This window comes from Acinetobacter sp. AHP123, assembly GCF_023757925.1.
Classification (GTDB): Bacteria; Pseudomonadota; Gammaproteobacteria; order Pseudomonadales; family Moraxellaceae; genus Acinetobacter; species Acinetobacter oleivorans.
In genome coordinates this window covers 1,505,957-1,523,494 of the sequence record NZ_CP092454.1, presented here as the reverse complement: position 1 = coordinate 1,523,494, position 17,538 = coordinate 1,505,957, and the positions used below count along the sequence as shown (strand labels likewise).

Genomic DNA, 17,538 nt, shown 5'->3' with positions numbered 1-17,538 from the left:
TATGGGACTTTCAGAGAAAAATCGCATTTAAATTCCATGCCAAACCTATTCTAAATGACTCACAAGCCATAAATAGAAGTGATTAGACATAGATAAAATTGCCATAAGACGATGGCGCAAACGAAATATCTATAGTACCGACCATTATGTTATGATAGCGCCACCAAATTTGGCCTTTGTAGCGGAGCCGTAATGAGCCAACATCTTTCACTACCTAAAGATAAAATCCGTTTCCTTTTGTTAGAAGGCGTTCACCAAAACGCAGTCGATACTCTAAACGCTGCGGGTTACACCAATATTGACTATCGCAAAACTGCTCTTGAAGGCGAAGCACTAAAAGAAGCTGTTAAAGATGCTCACTTTATTGGTATTCGTTCGCGTACCCAATTGACTGAAGAAGTTTTCGAAGCTGCAAATAAATTGATCGCAGTGGGTTGTTTCTGTATCGGAACAAACCAAGTTGATCTTAAAGCAGCAATGGCACGTGGTATTCCTGTATTCAACGCGCCGTATTCAAATACGCGTTCGGTTGCAGAGCTTGTACTTGCTGAAACAATTCTTCTTCTTCGCCGTGTTCCTGAAAAATCGGCGGCTTGTCATCGTGGTGGTTGGGACAAGTCTGCTGTCGGTTCTTTCGAAACTCGTGGCAAAACTTTAGGTATTGTAGGTTACGGTTCCATCGGTTCTCAGCTTTCTGTTCTTGCTGAAAGCTTAGGTATGCATGTGATTTATTACGATGCAGTAACTAAATTACCAATGGGTAATGCTCGCCAAGTTGGTTCGTTAGACGAACTTTTAGCGACTGCTGATGTAGTTACATTACATGTGCCTGATGTTCCATCTACACGTAACTTCTTCACTAAAGCACAGTTTGCAAAAATGAAAGAAGGCGCAATCTTCCTAAATGCTGCACGTGGTACATGTGTAGTGATTGAAGATTTAGCAGATGCAATCAAATCTGGTCATATTGCTGGTGCAGCGGTTGACGTATTCCCTAAAGAACCAAAAGCAAATGGCGAAGAGTTTGTTTCTCCACTTCGTGGCTTAGACAATGTGATTTTGACTCCTCACGTTGGTGGTTCAACCATGGAAGCGCAAGCAAACATCGGTTTAGAAGTTGCAGAGAAATTTGTTGCTTACTCTGACAAGGGTATGACGCTTTCTGCGGTAAACTTCCCAGAAATCGCGTTACCATTGACTGCTGGTCAACACCGTTTATTGCATATCCACAAAAACGTACCGGGCGTATTGTCTAAAATCAACAACTTGTTTGCTGAGCAAGGCATCAACATTTCTGGTCAATCACTCATGACTAAAGGTGACATCGGTTACCTCGTAATGGACGTTGACGCTTCTGCTTCTCACGAAGCTTTAGATATGTTGCATGAAGTTGAAGGTACAATTCGCGTGCGCGTATTGTTCTAATACGAACTGTAAATTTAAAAGCCACAGCATTGTCTGTGGCTTTTTTATGGACATTTACATTATCATGTGAAAAGTATACCAATCGATCAAATAATAAAATGTCCAGTTCGAACCAGAAATCTCAGCTACATGCGTTGGGTTTTCTTATTCTTGCCATGTTAAGTGTTCAAAGCAGCGCATCTTTAGCTAAATTTCTGTTCCAGAGCTTTCCTACCCTTACCGTTTCAGCAATGCGCTTATGCTTAGGTGCAATTATTCTTGCCTTTATTTTTAGAATTTGGCGAATTAACTTTAGTCAGGTCCGCTGGAAAGCTATTTTAGCGTATGGCTTTGCTCTTGCAGGAATGAACGCGCTTTTTTATCTGTCAATTGAACGGTTACCCATTGGTATTGCAGTTGCTTTTGAATTTATTGGCCCCTTAAGTGTGGCCTTATACCATGCACGCCAAAAATATGATTTTGTTTGGGTCAGTTTAGCGATTGTTGGCCTCATTTTACTTTTCCCTTTCAATCAGGCTCATAGTCTGGATTGGATCGGAGTATTATTTGCAGTTAGTGCTGGTGCATGTTGGGCACTTTATATTATTGCTGGACAGAAACCGTCAGGTATATCAGGCAATCACACTGTGTGTTTAGGAATGAGTGTGGGCGCATGCATCTTATTACCCATTACTTTTTTCTCAGGCTCAATAGGGCAAGTTATAGAGTTCCCCTATCTTGTTTATTTTATTGGTTTGGCAATTTTAGCCAGCGCATTACCCTTTTCTTTAGAAATGTTAGCCCTACGTAATTTAACGCCCTTAAGTTTCGGAACATTGATGAGCCTAGAGCCCGCAGTTGCTGCACTTTCTGGTTTTATCTTTTTAGGTGAATATTTGTTATGGAATCAATGGTTGGCACTTGCAACAATTATTGCAGCTTCGGTCGGTTGTACCATAACTACCCAAAAAGCACGTCAGGAACGTGAAAAAACACTAAGTTAAATCGACTAAAACTGCGAGTTAAAACATAGCATTCGCTATAATTAACCCTTGTTAGTTTTAAATAATATTAGATGAGGCCCTAGGGTATTTCCATGCAGAATCTTCCCATTATTGCTGTACTATATATGATTCTGTCGATGGTCTCATATCAAATCAGTGCTTCATTTGCTAAACAGCTCATTGCAATATTAGACCCTCTTACCGTTACAGTTTTAAGGCTGAGTTTTGCAACGGTTATTGTCGCCATCATGTTCCGCTCGTGGAAAATCTGGTCACGCTTACCCTATTTAAAATGGCGTGATTTATTGATGTACTGCGCATCTTTGGGTCTCATGAATATTTTATTCTATACGTCACTTGGAAAGTTACCTCAAGGAATTGCCGTGGGCTTAGAGTTCATTGGTCCTTTAGGACTAGCTCTACTTTCCATTAAACAAAAGAGTGACTATATTTGGGTGGCATTTGCGATGTTAGGTATTGCATTGATGGTGCCTTGGCAAGACCCAACACAACACCACTTTTCCTATGTCGGTGCTGCCTGCGCGCTAGGCGCTGGATTTTGCTGGGCATTCTATATTTATTTTGGTCAGAAAGTTGTGACCCAAAATATAGGGATGCATGCTTTAACCATTGGAATTGGATTATCTGCTTTAACCTTACTACCGATTAGCATCTGGCATAATGCTCCTGCATTACTTGAAACACAGTACTGGGGTAAAGCATTACTTATTGCAGTTTTAGCGACCGCCATTCCGTACGCTCTTGATTTAATGGCTCTCAAACAACTTACTAAATTAACTTACGGTACCCTAACGAGTTTAGCACCAGCATTGGCAGCACTAACGGGTTTCTTATTACTTCACGAAGAAATCAGCATGCTGCAATGGGTGGCTTTAGGTTGTGTAATGTTGGCATCAATTGGCGTTACTTTAAGAAGTACTAAAAAAGTAGCATAGTTAAATACTATTGCTGCTTTTTATACTTTTTATATTCCTTTAAATATTTATTACCGAGTGTTTCTTTTTCACTATCTTTAAGAATTTTTCCCGCCTGTTGAAAAAACTTATGTTCTTCTTCTTTTAAATGATGATGAACTTTTTCACTCAACTGTTTGGCAGTTGCTAACCAGCTTGGGCTACTCATATCGGTTTTTTCAAGCTGCTCAACCAACTCATCCATTTCGTGATGCTCAGATAAAGCATGTCTCGTAATATCTAAACCGACATCGTCAAACATTAAAGGAATATAGAGGTAACGGTCTTCGGCAACTGAATGGGCATAAAGTTCATTTTTCAATGCATCAAATAGTTCTTTTCTTTCTTCAGTTAAACCATGTGTCTGAATAAGTTGTTCAGAAAGGTTACGTTGATTTTCATGGCTTTCTCTTAATGCTTCGAAAATATTCATTCTCTTCCTCATTTTTTAGCTAAAAAATCTTTTTTATTTCAAGGTTTATCATACGTTGAAATTTATAATGTTTAAGTAGCTTAAAATGAGACTATTTTTTACACAGTTTTCTTTCTAGTAAACTTCTGTAATGATTTTTATATTTCTAGCTTTAAATGATACATAAAAGTATGAACTGCATTTTATGGACAGCTCATACTTTCAATCTTATTTAACCGGTAACAAACATTTGATAGCCCAAACGGCAAATCAAAATACTCACCAAAATTAAAAAGATAATACGAACAAATCCACTTCCGTATTTAAGCGCGGTACGTACCCCAACAACAGAACCAAGCACGTTTGCAACTGCCATCATTAGACCAATATGCAAAATCGCGTGACCTGTCGGAATGAGGAAACTCAAAGCAGCTAAGTTCGTCATAAAGTTACCGATTTTTGACAAAGCTGAAGCATGCAAGAAATCAACTTGTAAAAAACGGATAAAGAAGAAAATAAAGAAACTACCTGTACCCGGCCCAAAAATACCGTCGTAGAAACCAATCGCCAAACTACCTATAGCAGCTAAAATTAGCATTTTATTGGTAATTTTTTGCTCAGTGTGAACCTGTCCAAAGTTCTTTTTAACTAGCGTATAAACGGCAATTACAATCAACATCACGAACACGAAAGGACGTAATACCGATTGAGGAATAAGCGATAGACAAGCTGCCCCAGCAAAAGAGCTAATCAGAGCACAAATGGCAATAACGGCTAAAAGCTTCCACTGCAATTTTACTTTTTTAGCAAATGTATAAGCAGCCGATGCAGTGCCAAAAATGGATGAGACTTTATTAGTACCAATCACCGTTGCAGTCGACATGTTAGGAAAAGTGCTCATGATCCCGGGAATCTGGATGAGTCCACCGCCACCTACAGCAGCATCAATTGCTCCCGCAGTAAACGCAAAAAAGATCAAACTTAGGATAACGTCCCATTCCATGCCCATGCTCTATACTCTACATCTACTACAAATTTAAGATACGCTTAGGTACCAACCGTTTTTTATCGGTAATCTCAGCTAAGCCTAAACAGCGCTCACCCGAAAAAACCAAAACTTCTGCTTCTGCAGAATGCTCAATATTGCTTTCTAAACCGTTGCAAAAATATTTTTCACGCCCTTCAGGCACCTGAATTTTTAGGAAATGGTCAACTGGAGCATAAACAGGAAGTAGTAAAGCTTCTCTTTGCTCTTCAGTTAAGCTTTCCAGATATTCAATGGTATAACTCGGGATGAGTTCAAAATGTCCTGTTTGAGTCCGGTTTAGCATCGTTAAATGCCCACCACAACCAAGTGCTTCACCAATATCTTCACCTAATACACGAATGTATGTTCCTTTAGAACAAGTGACATCAAGAGTGATACTATTTTCGGTAAATTCAATGAGCTCTAAAGCATAAATTGTGACTGGGCGTGCTTCACGCTCAATTTCAATACCTTTTCGGGCAAGCTCATATAATGGTCTGCCTTCTTTTTTCAAAGCCGAATACATCGGCGGAACTTGTTGAATATCACCTCTAAATTTTTCTAAGGTTTGTTCAATAAGCTCTTGGTTGAGAACAGGAACGGAGCGTTCTTGTAGAATCTCCCCTTCCACATCACCTGTCGTCGTGGTTTGCCCCAAGCGAACAGTAGTTTGGTAGCGCTTTGTTGAGTCCAGCAAATAATGTGAGAACTTGGTAGCCTCTCCCAAACAAATCGGGAGTAAACCTGTCGCCAATGGGTCTAAAGCTCCAGTATGACCTGCTTTTTGGGCGCGATATAACCAACGCACTTTTTGCAAAGCCGCATTTGAGCTGAGCCCTAATGGTTTATTTAATAGAAATACACCACTGATATGGCGACGAGAAATTTTTTGATTTTTTGTCGTCATTTTTACTGGAACACAAAGCTAGAAAAAAGTGCCGACATGTTAGCAAATTCGGCAAGATATTTTCACAATATTTAGGTGCCTTTTCACTTATTTTATGGCACATTAATGATCGAGTAAAAAAACAACAAATTAAAACTTAAGGAAGATATCTTTATGCAAGGGATGCAGAAGAAGGTATTGTGGTGCGTGCTTGGATTTTTTATTTTGAGCCTCATTGCATGTGTCTATTGGTTAAGTCCTGACTCAAAAAACACATCAGCCCAAGTCAGTGAAAATACAGCTCAAAATCTAGCATCAGTTCCACCCACAGATCATTCATCGCTAAATGAAGATGCGTACCATAGTAAAAGTCAGCAAGACACTGAAGTTAACTGCCAGTTAAAAATTGATAGTTCCCAACATTTGGTCGTGAATAGTCAAACACGTGACTGCTTTGAATATTTTATTACTCAATATGGCGAAAATGATTTAGAACAAATCAAAAATCACTTTGGGAAATTCATTCAAGGACAATATTTAGAGCCAGCCCGCTCACAAATCAGGGATTTATGGACCCGTTATTTAAAATATCGTGAACAGCTTGCTCAAATCCAAACACCTTCTGCAAAACAACAAGATAAAAATTATTTTCAAAAGATCTTTAATTCAATTCAAGATATAAGAAAACGTTTCTTTTCGACTTCTGAAATTGAAGGCCTTTTCTCGAGCGAAGATATCTATCAGAACTATACGCTAGATCGAATGCAGATACTTGAAGACTCTTCTCTAAGCGAAATTGAAAAAGCACGAAAACTTAAAGAACGTTTTGAAGAACTTCCAGAAGACTGGCAACAAAACCTGCAAGAACTTTCTAAACTTGATGATTTACATACACTGACCAAACAAATTAAAGCTCGTAAGGGTTCAGCTGAAGAACTTCGACAAATGCGTACAGCACTCGTTGGAGCCGAGGCGACTCAACGATTAGAAACTTTAGATACAGAGCGGAATGCTTGGCAACAAAGGGTCACAAGTTATCTCGATGGTCGAGATGAAATTATTAAAAGTAACATGCGTGATAGCGCCAAAAATCAAGCTATTCAACAGTTACGCCAACAACAATTCAATTCTTCACAAGAACAACTAAGACTTCGAACTTTTGAAACGGTCCATGATCAGGGAGGTGAGCTGCCATTTAATTACTAAGCCTTCCCTTTTTTGGGAATTGGCTAAACATTCACTAGCAGTAAGAAACTGCTTTTCATACAAAATAAAAATAGTGAGTAAAAAATGAAAAGGAAGTTAATGTTTTTCTGCGCTGCAATGCTCTCAGGACTGAGTATTTCAGCGGCCCATGCAACAAATGCTGAACAATTTAAAAGCTCGTTCGTTTATTCATCTTACGCGCAAACAAAATATCCAATGGTTTTTAATCATGGTATGGCGGGTTTTAACAGAATTGGAACAGATACGCTTGGTCTCGATTACTGGTACCAAATTCTGCCTGATCTTGCTCGCAATGGAGGAAATGTCTGGGCTACAAGGGTCTCACCATTTAACTCAACAGAAGTGCGTGGAGAACAACTTGCCCAGCAAGTAGAAGAGATTATTGCCATTACTGGTAAACCTAAAGTCAACTTAATCGGTCATAGCCATGGGGGTCCAACAATTCGCTATGTGGCCGGTATCATGCCAGAAAAAGTTGCCTCACTTACCACGATTGGTGCGCCTCATAAGGGATCACCAATGGCAGATGTCATTCTGAACGTTGAGGGTACTCCTCTGTCTGGACTGGCAACGTTAGTAAATTGGTTTTCAGCAGCAATTACTTGGGCAGGAGGTCTAGATCCGACTAGCTATCCGCATGACTCTTTAGCAGGCGCCCATAGCTTATCAACTCAAGGTTCAGCTCAGTTTAATACTCAATTCCCTATGGGTATACCAACCACTTCTTGTGGTGAGGGAGCATATCAAGAGAAAGGCATTTATATGTATTCTTTCTCTGGAAATAAAGCCTTAACCAATCCATTAGATCCATTTGATATTGCTCTTACAGGCAGTAGCTTAGTGGTCGATCCATTTGGTGATAATGATGGACTTGTTTCTCGATGCAGTGCCAAATTTGGTAAAACAATTCGTGATGATTACAACTGGAATCATTTAGATGAAGTGAACCAAGTACTTGGAATACGTTCTATTTTTGCATCAGATCCGGTCTCGGTTTACCGTCAACATGCAAACCGTTTGAAACTTCAAGGACTGTAATTTTTTAAAACAAAAAATGCGCCAAAAGGCGCATTTTTTACTCGCGATAAGCTTACGCTTTACGAGCTGGTAATTTTTCACGAATACGTGCAGCTTTACCAGACAAGTCGCGGAGGTAGTAAAGTTTAGCACGACGAACGTCACCACGACGTTTCACTTCGATTTTAGCAACAACTGGTGAGTGAGTTTGGAATACACGCTCAACACCAACACCGCTAGAAATTTTACGCACTGTGAACGCAGAGTTCAAACCACGGTTTTTCTTAGCAATTACAACACCTTCAAATGCCTGAAGACGTTCACGCTCACCTTCTTTTACTTTAACTTGGACAATAACAGTGTCACCAGGAGCAAAAGCAGGGATATCAGATTTTAACTGTGCATTTTCAACAGCTTGAACTAAAGGATGTTTACCACTCATTGTGGGAATCTCCAATATGTGCGGAGTCAGAAGAGGTCTGAAATTCCGCTGGGGATAGAGGCTAAAGCGCATATCAACCCGTTTATCTTTCCCTTTACGACAAAATGTCTATAAAGAGCCTTAGAATATACATAAAACTATTCATTAAATAGAATCATGCTTTAACTCGAAGCATTGCTTCTCGTATTTTTGCAGAACTTCCGTTCCTGAGAATAGTGGTTAAGAATTACCACCGCTCTCTTGCGCATCTTTTAGCCACTTTTTCTGCTGCTTATTCAACTCAACTTTCTCGGTCAACTCTGGTCGACGTTCTAAAGTTCGTTGATAACGCTGCAAAAAGCGCCATTTTTCGATATTGCCGTGATGTCCAGATTTTAAAACTTCTGGTACATCCAGCCCCTCAAAATGGTCTGGCTTTGTATATTGTGGACAATCTAAAAGACCATCAACAAAAGAATCTTGTACTGCTGACTGTTCATCTGACATTACATTCGGCAAACGGCGAATAATACTGTCAAGTAACACCATAGCGGGCAGTTCACCACCTGATAAAACGTAATCACCAATTGACCATTCCTGATCAACATAATGCTGGATTAAACGCTCATCCACTCCCTCATAACGTCCACACAGTACAATTAATCCGTCGTAATCAACAAACTGCTGTACTGCCTGTTCATTTAAAGTTTTGCCTTGTGGAGACATGTACACCACAGGAACATGAACATGTCCTGCTTGTGAGGCAAGCTGTTTGGCATGCGCAATTGCCCTCGCCAAAGGCTCAGCCATCATCACCATCCCAGGGCCACCACCAAATGGACGTTCATCCACTCTTCTGTAGTTTCCCTCAGCAAAATCACGAGGGTTAATACAAGTAACTTGTACGATATCTCGTTTTGCCGCACGTCCGCTGATGCCGTAGGCTGTAATCGCTTCAAACATTTCAGGAAAAAGCGTAATGACTGCAAAAAACATCACAGACTCCTCTATTTTCCTGCTGTATTAACCCTAAAAGAATTAATAATCTACGCCCCAATTGACGTAAATACGACCAGCTTCAAGATCAACACGTTGTACTACATCTTTATGCCAAGGAATCATGCGTTCTTCTGAATCAACGCTGTCTGGGGTAGCATGTACCACCATCACATCATTAGCTCCAGTTTCAAACAGCTCATGAATTTTACCTAAGTTTACTTCCTGCTCTTCATCATCCAGACCAAACACTGTTAAGCCTTTTAAATCTGACCAGTAGTACTCATCTACATCTGCTTTTGGCAGTTGAGACTTAGCAATCCAGATATTAGCGCCAACCAAGTTTTCTGCTCCAGTGCGATCACTCACACCTTTCAAAGCAACAACTAGACCTTTGCCATGTGGTTTCCAACGTTTTACATCTATTGTTTGCCAACCGGCCTTGGTCTCAATGTACCAAGGCAGGTAGTCAAACATGTTACTCATAGGTTCTGTATTTGAATACACCCAGAGCCACCCATTCAATCCATAAGCTGAACGTAACTGTCCAATCTGAATACGATCTTCGGGAACATTCTGTGTTGATGTCATGGGCTACCTACTACAAAAAATTATGCAGTAGCTTTTTTAGCTTGAGCAGCTAAAGAAGCAACACGTTCAGAAGGTTGAGCACCTTGAGAAACCCAGTGAGCAAAACGGTCTGCATCTAAACGAAGTTTTTCTGCTTGACCTTGTGCAGTCGGGTTAAAGAAACCGATACGCTCGATGAAACGACCATCACGTGCATTGCGGCTGTCAGTCACAACGATTTGATAGAATGGACGTTTTTTTGCGCCGCCACGTGCTAAACGAATAACAACCATGATAAAAGCCTTATAATTCTTACGGACTATCCCTGCGCCGACCATCGGCAACACTTCAAACCCCTTTCATAGAGGGCGACATTCTACGTGATTTTCGCCCTGAAAGAAAGATTATTTTTTGAGTTATCCGCAGTTTTGAATTTAAATTAACGTCCATCCCAATTTGAAGTTGCAGAGGTTGTACAAGACTGACCTTTAGTCCAACATTTCTGCCCTTCACTGTTCAAAAGTACAGTCCCATTTCCAGCTTGAATCGTATTTGTTTTAGGAGTTGCTGTAAGCGTCCATGTTTGAGAATTTGTAACTAATGCAATAGTATAAATTGGATTGGATGCTGGATAATCTTTACTAGCTAAACCATTATCTAGCGTTGCACTAGTATAATTATGATTAATCACATAATAACTTTGTAGACGCTGTGCTGTTTGCATCATTTCACTCTGCACATCCGCACGATTTCCACGAATTTTATACTGTGTATATGAGGGATAAGCAATTGCTACTAAAATTGCAATAATAGCAACCACAATCATTAGCTCTATGAGGGTAAAACCTTCATATTTTTTCATTACCATGTCTCACTATTACTGCCACAGTTTGTATATTCACTGACTACATCTTTAACTTTTGTCATACAACGAAAACCATCACTATTTATAAGTAAATCATAGTTATTAGCTTGCTTAGGTTCGCCACTACTATCCTTAGCCCTTTCCACAGTAATAACCCAGTTTAGGCCTTGGACTTTCGCTGAATCTGTCGTCTCTTTATCATCAAAGCCCTTTAAAATAGATAAAGGTAAATGTTGAGTGCCATCTAATAGAGTCAGTGTGTACTTTGCAGTTGTTGACGTCGCATCCAGTGGTAACAATAGAATACCAGTGGTTTTATCATAAGGAGTGACCGTTCCAGCATTATAAAGGTAAGTCGCATCAAAACCTTTATAGCTAAAGTTTTTAGCTTTAAAACGCTCTAACTCCGTAGCAATATGCTGAGCCTCTTGTTTTGCTACGGCTAGATCTTTTTTTTCAATGTATCGCGTATAAGTTGGATACGCGATAGCAGCTAAAATCGCAACAATTACCACGGTGACCATTAGCTCAAGCAGAGTAAAAGCTCGTTGTTTCAACCTGACTTCCCCCTAACGTGTTTCATACCAACGCAAATGTTGCAACTTCGCAGTAGTATTGAACAATTGACATTCTGGTAAATTTTTATTAGCTGCTGTTGTACAATCACGATCAGTTGAAACTACATTTTTTATCAGCTTATTACCCGTAGCATTACCAGAATAGGCTCCTAGTCCTGTTCCCAAAATACCAGCACCCAAATCTGTATTATTCGGTTGGGTTGTAGAGCTATCGTAAAAACTACACTTTCCAGTTGGCAAGCAAAATTGATAGAGTTTAGAATCGCCTTTTACCCCACCGGTACATGTACTACCAATACCATTACCATCACGGTGAAATACATTGACATAAAGCATGCCATCTAATGCATAAAGCCCATTCATACCTTTATATACACCAGCACTATTAGAATATATATATTTCCAGCCATTATGCCCAGCTACAGTTACTCCATTTTTATAATCATCACCAGTAAAGGCCTTGGTAAAATATGTATTTAAAGAATCAAGAATACTAATATCTTTTGTACTCAACTTAGTATTGTCTAAACCATATAAATCAGTTTTCACTACATCTTTATCAAAAACAATAAATACACCATCACTTGCACTAGCTGAAGCAGTCGCATTATTTGTGCCAACAGTGCCCGATAAGGGTGAACTACGGTTACCCGAACTGAGTGCAACAATACCAACAAGTGAACCACTTTCATCCCTAGAGACAGAGAAACTTGGCATTTCATAAAAACGTGGACTCGCACCATCACTATCAACATGTTGATTAAGTAAACGTACTACATGTGTTGCAAAATCAGATTTGTTTGTAGTTGTATTATTTAAGTCAATACGGAAAGCCTGGCCACCCAAGTCCCCAAAATATAGATGATCAACTAAACCATCACTATCACGATCTACAGCATTAATTTGACTAACTACACTATATTTTAAATCATTATTTTGAGTTGATGCTTGTGCACCTTTATCTGCAGATGCATTAGCACTTGACCACCAAAGTAAATCACCATTATTAGCATCAAACATATAGACGCCTGCACCCTTACTGTTGGTCTGATTATAATTAGGCAATTCATAACCAGTGTCATAACCACCACCGACAAACATGACCAGTTTCTTTTCACCACCAAAATTAACATAAGCTAATGTTGGTTTTGACCAACTTTGCCCCATATAACTTAATGCACTATTAGTATTTAGTGTCCCATCCGTATTATCAGCACCAGCCGGGTTAATATGAAACTTGAGTGTAGGGTTTGTAATATCGGATAAATTTAATGCATAGTAGCTACGTCCACCCATACGCAAACCACCATAAACCCACTGCAATCCTTTTAAAGCAATGTCTTTACCACTCGTACTATCTGTTACAGTGCGTCCAGACTCATTTACCGTGAGTGTTCCATCTGACTTTGCAATGTATTGGGTATGCGCTGTCCAAGGACCATCTATACCATAAAGTAATTCTGGACTATCTGACTTTTCTTGTAAGAAAGCTGTTCTTTGTTTTTCATTTTGCATCATTTCATTGGGTACGAAAGCAAAAATCTCTTTACCTGTTTCAACATCTACCACATGTAAAAGTCCTTGTGTGGTACCAAATAACAAGTAATCTTTACGACTGGCAGTGCCTAACTGTCCATCTGTAATTGTAATTTTACCTTCTTGAGTAAGTAAAATTGGAGCTGAGTGCATAACTGCACCAATCTGGCGAAGTTCTGTTTTACCAATTACATCACTTAAATCAACAGCCTCATCTACTCCAACATTGTAACCCAATAAATTTAGCCAATAGTTCTTAGCAGGATCATTAGTAAATAGAGTTGAGCCACTTGGGTTAATAGCAAATAGATTTTGTAAAGTAACCTTTTCCAACGATTTTATTTCATTTGCTGTATAAGATGCCGCACTTCCTGTAATTTCCCGGTTAGTATAAATTGTTCTATTTTCAACTTGGATATTGTCTGTATTTAAATGAATACCTAATGGTAACTGACCTTTTACTCCACCACCCCAGATACCTTCTACAGATTGATTAAATGAACCATCTTCGAATATTGCGGTCGTCTTATTAGCTCCATACAATTGACCATTAAGCACATGGTATTTATCCATATTGCCGGCCCACATTTGAGTATTGTCCTGAGGTTTAGGATTGAATGAAGCATAATAGCCATAAGGCTGGATACGCAGAGGATTTAATGCATCTTGTGGTAATGTTGGTGAGCCTGTAACAACAGGAGGAATACTTTGATCAAAGACATCGTCAAGGAACCTATTGATACTAGACACTACTCCAGCTTTTGCTCCACCAGAATCACTTGAACTTACAGAGGTATACTGCCCACCACCAGCAGCAGCCCAATTTGATAAAGCACTTCCTGTATAATTAAAACCAACTGTATACGTCTTAATTTTTACTTCTCGATTACTAAAAGGGTTTCCAGCTGTTTTCAGCAGTCCCTTTGCCATGAATTGAGCACAACTATCAAAGCTATTACACGAAATGGAAGACAACCCCATGGAAGATGCAAACAACTTATCATTAGCGGTAGGTGCATTCGCCTCACCATCAGTTAAAAAATAGATACCGTGTTGTCCACATTGCTGTTCTTTATGATATACACTCGCATAAGTCTCATTCGTAGAATTACTTACATAATTACGTATGCTCTCAATTGGACTCAGATATTTAATAGTATTACCACTTCCAGTTGTCAAACCAGATTGTGCAACATCAATAGAAGTATTTGCTGGATTAGTATTAGTTAATGGTTTAGTACTATTCCCTAACATATATGCTATTGTTTCTGCATATAATTGTGCAGATGGAGTGGCAGTATCAGTAATAATTCGCTGAACTTGCAAATTCATCGCTTGTCTTGCTGTCATACCACTTACAGAACCAACACTACCTAGATTAGTAATACGCTGACTAGATGATCGCTTTGTATCTGTAAACATGCAGTTATCGGCGCGTTTAGCATTATCATCGAGTGTCCAATCAATATATAAGTGTGGATTTACCCTATCCTCTCGGTCAGAATAAAAAGTATAATTTTTACTACTATCTCGAGACAATTCAAAAATAATATCTCCCATTCCGCACCAATTATTATTATTCTTAATTAACGCCTCCATTTCACTCTTAATATCCATAGAGTAAACATACATTGGGTTTGGGTTTGATACATTATCATTTGCATAACTATTTCTATAAGCATCTATAGCTCTTGGAGTTGTTGCATTAGAAAATATTGTTGTTAAATAATTATTATCTACGCCTGATTGAATCGTTTTTGATGTATCAGCTCCAGTATAAGATTGCAATCTTGTAACCGATGGATTTGACATATATAAATTATCATGTCTTGCTACTCTAACTTTTAGTTTATTCGCTCCATTATCAATATTAGACCGCAGTTCCAAATAGGCAGAATTAATCGTGGCTCCTCTCGGAACATCCACTTGAAAACGAATATATACTTTTTTATCATCAGTATTTATGGTGGAAGCCCCACTTGATACCACTGGCTGATTATTACCACTCTTAAATATTACATCACCATTAGTTGGAAATAAATCTTTACGAGAGGAAGGATAAGTTACCTTATCGTCCAACAGCTGGGCTGGTCGGGCAATATATCCGGCATCACGACGTGGCGCAGTTATTGAACTATCAGAAGCAGCGCTACTGGTCGCAGGATGGACTGCAGTATAATAAAGAGTCGTATTACCATTTTTTATTGGATACCATGGAGGGCTTTCAAAAGTAGATAATCCTGCACGGATATTCCTTGCTGGTTTAATTTTATCACCATCACCAAGCAATACCGCCTGCATAGAATCTTTTAAATCAAAAGCACTTCTTTTACCCGACATAGATCCTGAATTGTCTAATGCAAACATAACAACAGGTTTAGGTGTAAAGCCCGATTTATAAATATCAATATCACTGGCATAGCCCGAAACACTATAACAAGTCGTAAATGTCATTAATGCGGACATCGCTATAGAAAGCCATTTTTTTTGACTTAAGTTCATCATTTTCTCAATCCCCAATCTTTCTATATTACGATGCCAACTTTGGCGAACCACCAACGGTATAATCTGCATGCTGCATGTTGTAAGGTATATTTATAGTTTCAAAACAAGTTGCGACTTCCGATGCACTTTTTTTGAAACAAGCTTCGATACTTGAGCTACTTGCGCCAGAAAAACTTGGCAATACAGAAATCACAGTTGCTCCAATATTATTCGAAATACTAGGAATACTACTTTGCCCTTGACTCGTCCCTAAAGGCACATTTCCAAAAGGAGTTGCAGTGGTTGCAGCTCGTGTTAAATACACCTGAGATAAAACAGCTGAACGGCCTGTGGCAAACCAATTGGACTTGCAAAAACCAGTTACCCCAATTTTTGTCGTTTTACCATCAGAAGTAATCGCGCTTGCATTTTGTAAACTAAAAAAAGTACTTTCTGATGACTTATAACAAAATACCAGTTCATCTTTTGCATTATCTGCCGAGTTAAAATAGGCAAACATGCCATTTAAAGCCAGTTGCTGCTCAATCTTTGCTGGGTTCTCAATATTAAATAATGCTGCATCAGAGTTTTCGAGCAATAAGGCATTTACTTGACTATTTGTCGCAATTTTTAAGCCTAATATCCCCGATTTAATAGCAAGTGTTCCAAGTAATGTCACCATAATTAAAATAATAAGAACAACAATGAGTGTTGCACCGTGCTGCTTTGTTCTCATGATGCCCCCAATGTATTTCTTAATGCCACCACTTGACTTACAGCCTGTCGTAAATATTTTTGATTGACTGCATCTGTTCCATTTAATGTCACAGTCTGTCCTGCCAAGTTAAATGTCTTCTGGGTGTTTACATTTGAATCAGAACCAATTTTTCCAGTTGAACGCGCTAACACCCCAATTTCAACTGAAACCACTTGTAAATAATTTTTGGGATCAGTAACACTACTACCCATAGCTGCTTTATATTCATCTAAAGTCATATAACGTAAGTTTTTATTTACTAAGTTTTTAATTCCTAATCGCACTTTAAAAGCATCAATGTATTGCATAATTTGCTGAGCATTATTATCTAAACCAGTAATTGTGGTATCGCTAGTTGCATACCATCCAGCATCACAAGCCAAAGAATAAGAAACTGGCTCACCTGTAGGCTTACTAATCTCTTTTAAGAAATAGCGTTGCACAATAGTTTTAGCCTGCGCATTGGTAATCGAATTTCCTTCACAATCTATAATTTCATTTGCAGCAGGCACATATTGAATAGTTAATTGGTCACTTTTTCCTGAAGTGTTATCAGTATCTTTCCCTTGTAAAGACACAAATTTAGTTTCTAAATTTGCAATATTTTGCAAACTATTAGGAAGGTTTTCTTTCGCAAAAATAATACCTGAGCCGATCACTTTATTATTTACATATTGACTGGATGCGGTATTCAAATTGGCATGTCGTAAATCATGTGTTAAAGATGAAAGTCCAAAATTGGCATTTTGCTGTAAGCCTCCTAAACTACTTTGTAGTCCCATTGAGCGCTGGCTACTCAAAAAAACAGCAAGTCCTGCAGCAACAATAAGCAAACCAAGCGCTAAAGCAACCATGAGTTCAATCAGAGTAAAAGCTTGTTGAGGTTTAATCATGGTTATAAACCTCCATAATGATACATTTGGCATCAGGTACATAGGCTGTGCCATTGGTACAGTTTGAACCACCACTTCCATTTGTAGCTGTTGTACCACCCCATGCTACATATATACATTGACGAGTTAACGTAGAGCCTTGACAATCCGACATTGCAAGGCTCATACCTAAGTCTGTAGCACGTTGTTTGACCTGAGCATAATCGTATTTCGCCATCTTAGCAGCACTACAAAACCCAGCAGAACAATCCGTTAATGTTTCGCCTTCGCTAAGATCTACATAGCTATTTAACTCAGTACGGTTCACCCGCATGCGCTCTGCTAAATCTCGGGCTATATTGATTGCTTGAATGTTCTGACCTGCTTCAGTGCTTGCAGCAACTGCTCGCACTTGTAAAGCAACAAAACCCAGTACAGCAATGCTCAATAAAAGTAATGCAACAAGCACTTCCATCAAACCGGCACCTTTTTGAGACGTTATCATTAT

Annotated in this window: 18 protein-coding genes; 5 read left to right on the top strand and 13 right to left on the bottom strand. The window is 39.0% G+C overall.

The annotated features are described in order from the left end of the window. Positions 1 to 192 precede the first annotated feature (192 nt). From serA to MJX77_RS07245, 3 genes are all read left to right on the top strand, one after another. Positions 193 to 1,425: a phosphoglycerate dehydrogenase gene (gene serA, locus MJX77_RS07255; RefSeq protein ID WP_004789759.1), complete on the top strand. Its 1,233-nt coding sequence runs from the start codon at positions 193 to 195 to the stop codon at positions 1,423 to 1,425. Between the two features lie 98 nt (positions 1,426 to 1,523). Next, a complete protein-coding gene (locus tag MJX77_RS07250; protein WP_252061051.1) occupies positions 1,524 to 2,408 on the top strand; it encodes an EamA family transporter in 885 nt (294 codons plus the stop codon). A 92-nt stretch (positions 2,409 to 2,500) separates the two neighbouring features. Next, positions 2,501 to 3,364, top strand: coding sequence for an EamA family transporter (locus MJX77_RS07245; RefSeq protein WP_151963874.1), 864 nt, complete (start codon positions 2,501 to 2,503; stop codon positions 3,362 to 3,364). Between the two features lie 7 nt (positions 3,365 to 3,371). Here the strand turns inward: MJX77_RS07245 and MJX77_RS07240 are convergent, their stop codons facing one another. From MJX77_RS07240 to truB, 3 genes are all read right to left on the bottom strand, one after another. After that, positions 3,372 to 3,815, bottom strand: a complete 444-nt coding sequence (locus MJX77_RS07240) for a hemerythrin domain-containing protein (RefSeq protein WP_001019905.1) — start codon at positions 3,813 to 3,815, stop codon at positions 3,372 to 3,374. Between the two features lie 211 nt (positions 3,816 to 4,026). Next, positions 4,027 to 4,803, bottom strand: coding sequence for a sulfite exporter TauE/SafE family protein (locus tag MJX77_RS07235; RefSeq protein ID WP_005301047.1), 777 nt, complete (start codon positions 4,801 to 4,803; stop codon positions 4,027 to 4,029). A 19-nt stretch (positions 4,804 to 4,822) separates the two neighbouring features. After that, the gene (gene truB / locus MJX77_RS07230; RefSeq protein ID WP_151826477.1) at positions 4,823 to 5,728 is read right to left on the bottom strand and encodes a tRNA pseudouridine(55) synthase TruB; all 906 of its coding nucleotides are present in this window, start codon (positions 5,726 to 5,728) and stop codon (positions 4,823 to 4,825) included. Between the two features lie 153 nt (positions 5,729 to 5,881). On the opposite strand from truB, the gene MJX77_RS07225 reads away from it, so the two are divergent. Beyond that, positions 5,882 to 6,913, top strand: a complete 1,032-nt coding sequence (locus tag MJX77_RS07225; RefSeq protein ID WP_252061049.1) for a lipase secretion chaperone — start codon at positions 5,882 to 5,884, stop codon at positions 6,911 to 6,913. A gap of 117 nt (positions 6,914 to 7,030) precedes the next feature. Continuing rightward, complete coding sequence (locus MJX77_RS07220) at positions 7,031 to 7,972, top strand: lipase family alpha/beta hydrolase (RefSeq protein ID WP_252061315.1); 942 nt, start codon at positions 7,031 to 7,033, stop codon at positions 7,970 to 7,972. Between the two features lie 52 nt (positions 7,973 to 8,024). Here the strand turns inward: MJX77_RS07220 and rplS are convergent, their stop codons facing one another. The 10 genes from rplS to pilV all read right to left on the bottom strand — a co-directional run bounded on the left by rplS (position 8,025) and on the right by pilV (position 17,535). Then, the gene (gene rplS / locus MJX77_RS07215) at positions 8,025 to 8,393 is read right to left on the bottom strand and encodes a 50S ribosomal protein L19 (RefSeq protein WP_004789772.1); all 369 of its coding nucleotides are present in this window, start codon (positions 8,391 to 8,393) and stop codon (positions 8,025 to 8,027) included. 219 nt (positions 8,394 to 8,612) lie between these two features. Beyond that, positions 8,613 to 9,368: a tRNA (guanosine(37)-N1)-methyltransferase TrmD gene (gene trmD, locus MJX77_RS07210; RefSeq protein ID WP_192836274.1), complete on the bottom strand. Its 756-nt coding sequence runs from the start codon at positions 9,366 to 9,368 to the stop codon at positions 8,613 to 8,615. 42 nt (positions 9,369 to 9,410) lie between these two features. Further along, positions 9,411 to 9,959, bottom strand: a complete 549-nt coding sequence (gene rimM, locus MJX77_RS07205; RefSeq protein WP_004789777.1) for a ribosome maturation factor RimM — start codon at positions 9,957 to 9,959, stop codon at positions 9,411 to 9,413. 20 nt (positions 9,960 to 9,979) lie between these two features. Next, a complete protein-coding gene (gene rpsP, locus MJX77_RS07200) occupies positions 9,980 to 10,231 on the bottom strand; it encodes a 30S ribosomal protein S16 (protein WP_000260334.1) in 252 nt (83 codons plus the stop codon). 146 nt (positions 10,232 to 10,377) lie between these two features. Next, positions 10,378 to 10,800: a type IV pilin protein gene (locus MJX77_RS07195; RefSeq protein ID WP_252061047.1), complete on the bottom strand. Its 423-nt coding sequence runs from the start codon at positions 10,798 to 10,800 to the stop codon at positions 10,378 to 10,380. Then, positions 10,800 to 11,327 carry a type IV pilin protein gene (locus MJX77_RS07190; RefSeq protein ID WP_252061314.1) on the bottom strand — a complete coding sequence of 176 codons (528 nt, stop codon included), beginning with the start codon at positions 11,325 to 11,327 and terminating at the stop codon, positions 10,800 to 10,802. Before MJX77_RS07190 ends, MJX77_RS07195 begins: the two co-directional genes overlap by 1 nt. Positions 11,328 to 11,372: 45 nt before the next feature. Beyond that, the gene (locus MJX77_RS07185) at positions 11,373 to 15,422 is read right to left on the bottom strand and encodes a PilC/PilY family type IV pilus protein (RefSeq protein WP_252061044.1); all 4,050 of its coding nucleotides are present in this window, start codon (positions 15,420 to 15,422) and stop codon (positions 11,373 to 11,375) included. Between the two features lie 25 nt (positions 15,423 to 15,447). Further along, positions 15,448 to 16,137 (bottom strand): pilus assembly PilX family protein, encoded by a 690-nt coding sequence (locus tag MJX77_RS07180; protein ID WP_252061043.1) that lies wholly within the window; start codon positions 16,135 to 16,137, stop codon positions 15,448 to 15,450. Beyond that, positions 16,134 to 17,051 carry a PilW family protein gene (locus MJX77_RS07175; protein ID WP_252061041.1) on the bottom strand — a complete coding sequence of 306 codons (918 nt, stop codon included), beginning with the start codon at positions 17,049 to 17,051 and terminating at the stop codon, positions 16,134 to 16,136. Before MJX77_RS07175 ends, MJX77_RS07180 begins: the two co-directional genes overlap by 4 nt. After that, positions 17,044 to 17,535: a type IV pilus modification protein PilV gene (gene pilV, locus MJX77_RS07170; protein ID WP_104075345.1), complete on the bottom strand. Its 492-nt coding sequence runs from the start codon at positions 17,533 to 17,535 to the stop codon at positions 17,044 to 17,046. The genes MJX77_RS07175 and pilV overlap by 8 nt, the downstream gene beginning before the upstream one ends. Positions 17,536 to 17,538: the final 3 nt, after the last annotated feature.

Excerpts from the sequence above, each read along its gene's own strand:
- MJX77_RS07195 (WP_252061047.1), bottom strand. The coding sequence starts at position 10,800 with ATGAAAAAATATGAAGGTTTTACCCTCATAGAGCTAATGATTGTGGTT.
- serA (WP_004789759.1), top strand. The coding sequence starts at position 193 with ATGAGCCAACATCTTTCACTACCTAAAGATAAAATCCGTTTCCTTTTG.
- rpsP (WP_000260334.1), bottom strand. The coding sequence starts at position 10,231 with ATGGTTGTTATTCGTTTAGCACGTGGCGGCGCAAAAAAACGTCCATTC.
- MJX77_RS07235 (WP_005301047.1), bottom strand. The coding sequence starts at position 4,803 with ATGGGCATGGAATGGGACGTTATCCTAAGTTTGATCTTTTTTGCGTTT.
- MJX77_RS07245 (WP_151963874.1), top strand. The coding sequence starts at position 2,501 with ATGCAGAATCTTCCCATTATTGCTGTACTATATATGATTCTGTCGATG.
- MJX77_RS07240 (WP_001019905.1), bottom strand. The coding sequence starts at position 3,815 with ATGAATATTTTCGAAGCATTAAGAGAAAGCCATGAAAATCAACGTAAC.
- MJX77_RS07180 (WP_252061043.1), bottom strand. The coding sequence starts at position 16,137 with ATGAGAACAAAGCAGCACGGTGCAACACTCATTGTTGTTCTTATTATT.
- MJX77_RS07175 (WP_252061041.1), bottom strand. The coding sequence starts at position 17,051 with ATGATTAAACCTCAACAAGCTTTTACTCTGATTGAACTCATGGTTGCT.
- rimM (WP_004789777.1), bottom strand. The coding sequence starts at position 9,959 with ATGACATCAACACAGAATGTTCCCGAAGATCGTATTCAGATTGGACAG.
- trmD (WP_192836274.1), bottom strand. The coding sequence starts at position 9,368 with ATGTTTTTTGCAGTCATTACGCTTTTTCCTGAAATGTTTGAAGCGATT.
- pilV (WP_104075345.1), bottom strand. The coding sequence starts at position 17,535 with ATGATAACGTCTCAAAAAGGTGCCGGTTTGATGGAAGTGCTTGTTGCA.
- MJX77_RS07250 (WP_252061051.1), top strand. The coding sequence starts at position 1,524 with ATGTCCAGTTCGAACCAGAAATCTCAGCTACATGCGTTGGGTTTTCTT.
- truB (WP_151826477.1), bottom strand. The coding sequence starts at position 5,728 with ATGACGACAAAAAATCAAAAAATTTCTCGTCGCCATATCAGTGGTGTA.
- MJX77_RS07225 (WP_252061049.1), top strand. The coding sequence starts at position 5,882 with ATGCAAGGGATGCAGAAGAAGGTATTGTGGTGCGTGCTTGGATTTTTT.
- rplS (WP_004789772.1), bottom strand. The coding sequence starts at position 8,393 with ATGAGTGGTAAACATCCTTTAGTTCAAGCTGTTGAAAATGCACAGTTA.
- MJX77_RS07220 (WP_252061315.1), top strand. The coding sequence starts at position 7,031 with ATGCTCTCAGGACTGAGTATTTCAGCGGCCCATGCAACAAATGCTGAA.
- MJX77_RS07185 (WP_252061044.1), bottom strand. The coding sequence starts at position 15,422 with ATGATGAACTTAAGTCAAAAAAAATGGCTTTCTATAGCGATGTCCGCA.
- MJX77_RS07190 (WP_252061314.1), bottom strand. The coding sequence starts at position 11,327 with ATGGTCACCGTGGTAATTGTTGCGATTTTAGCTGCTATCGCGTATCCA.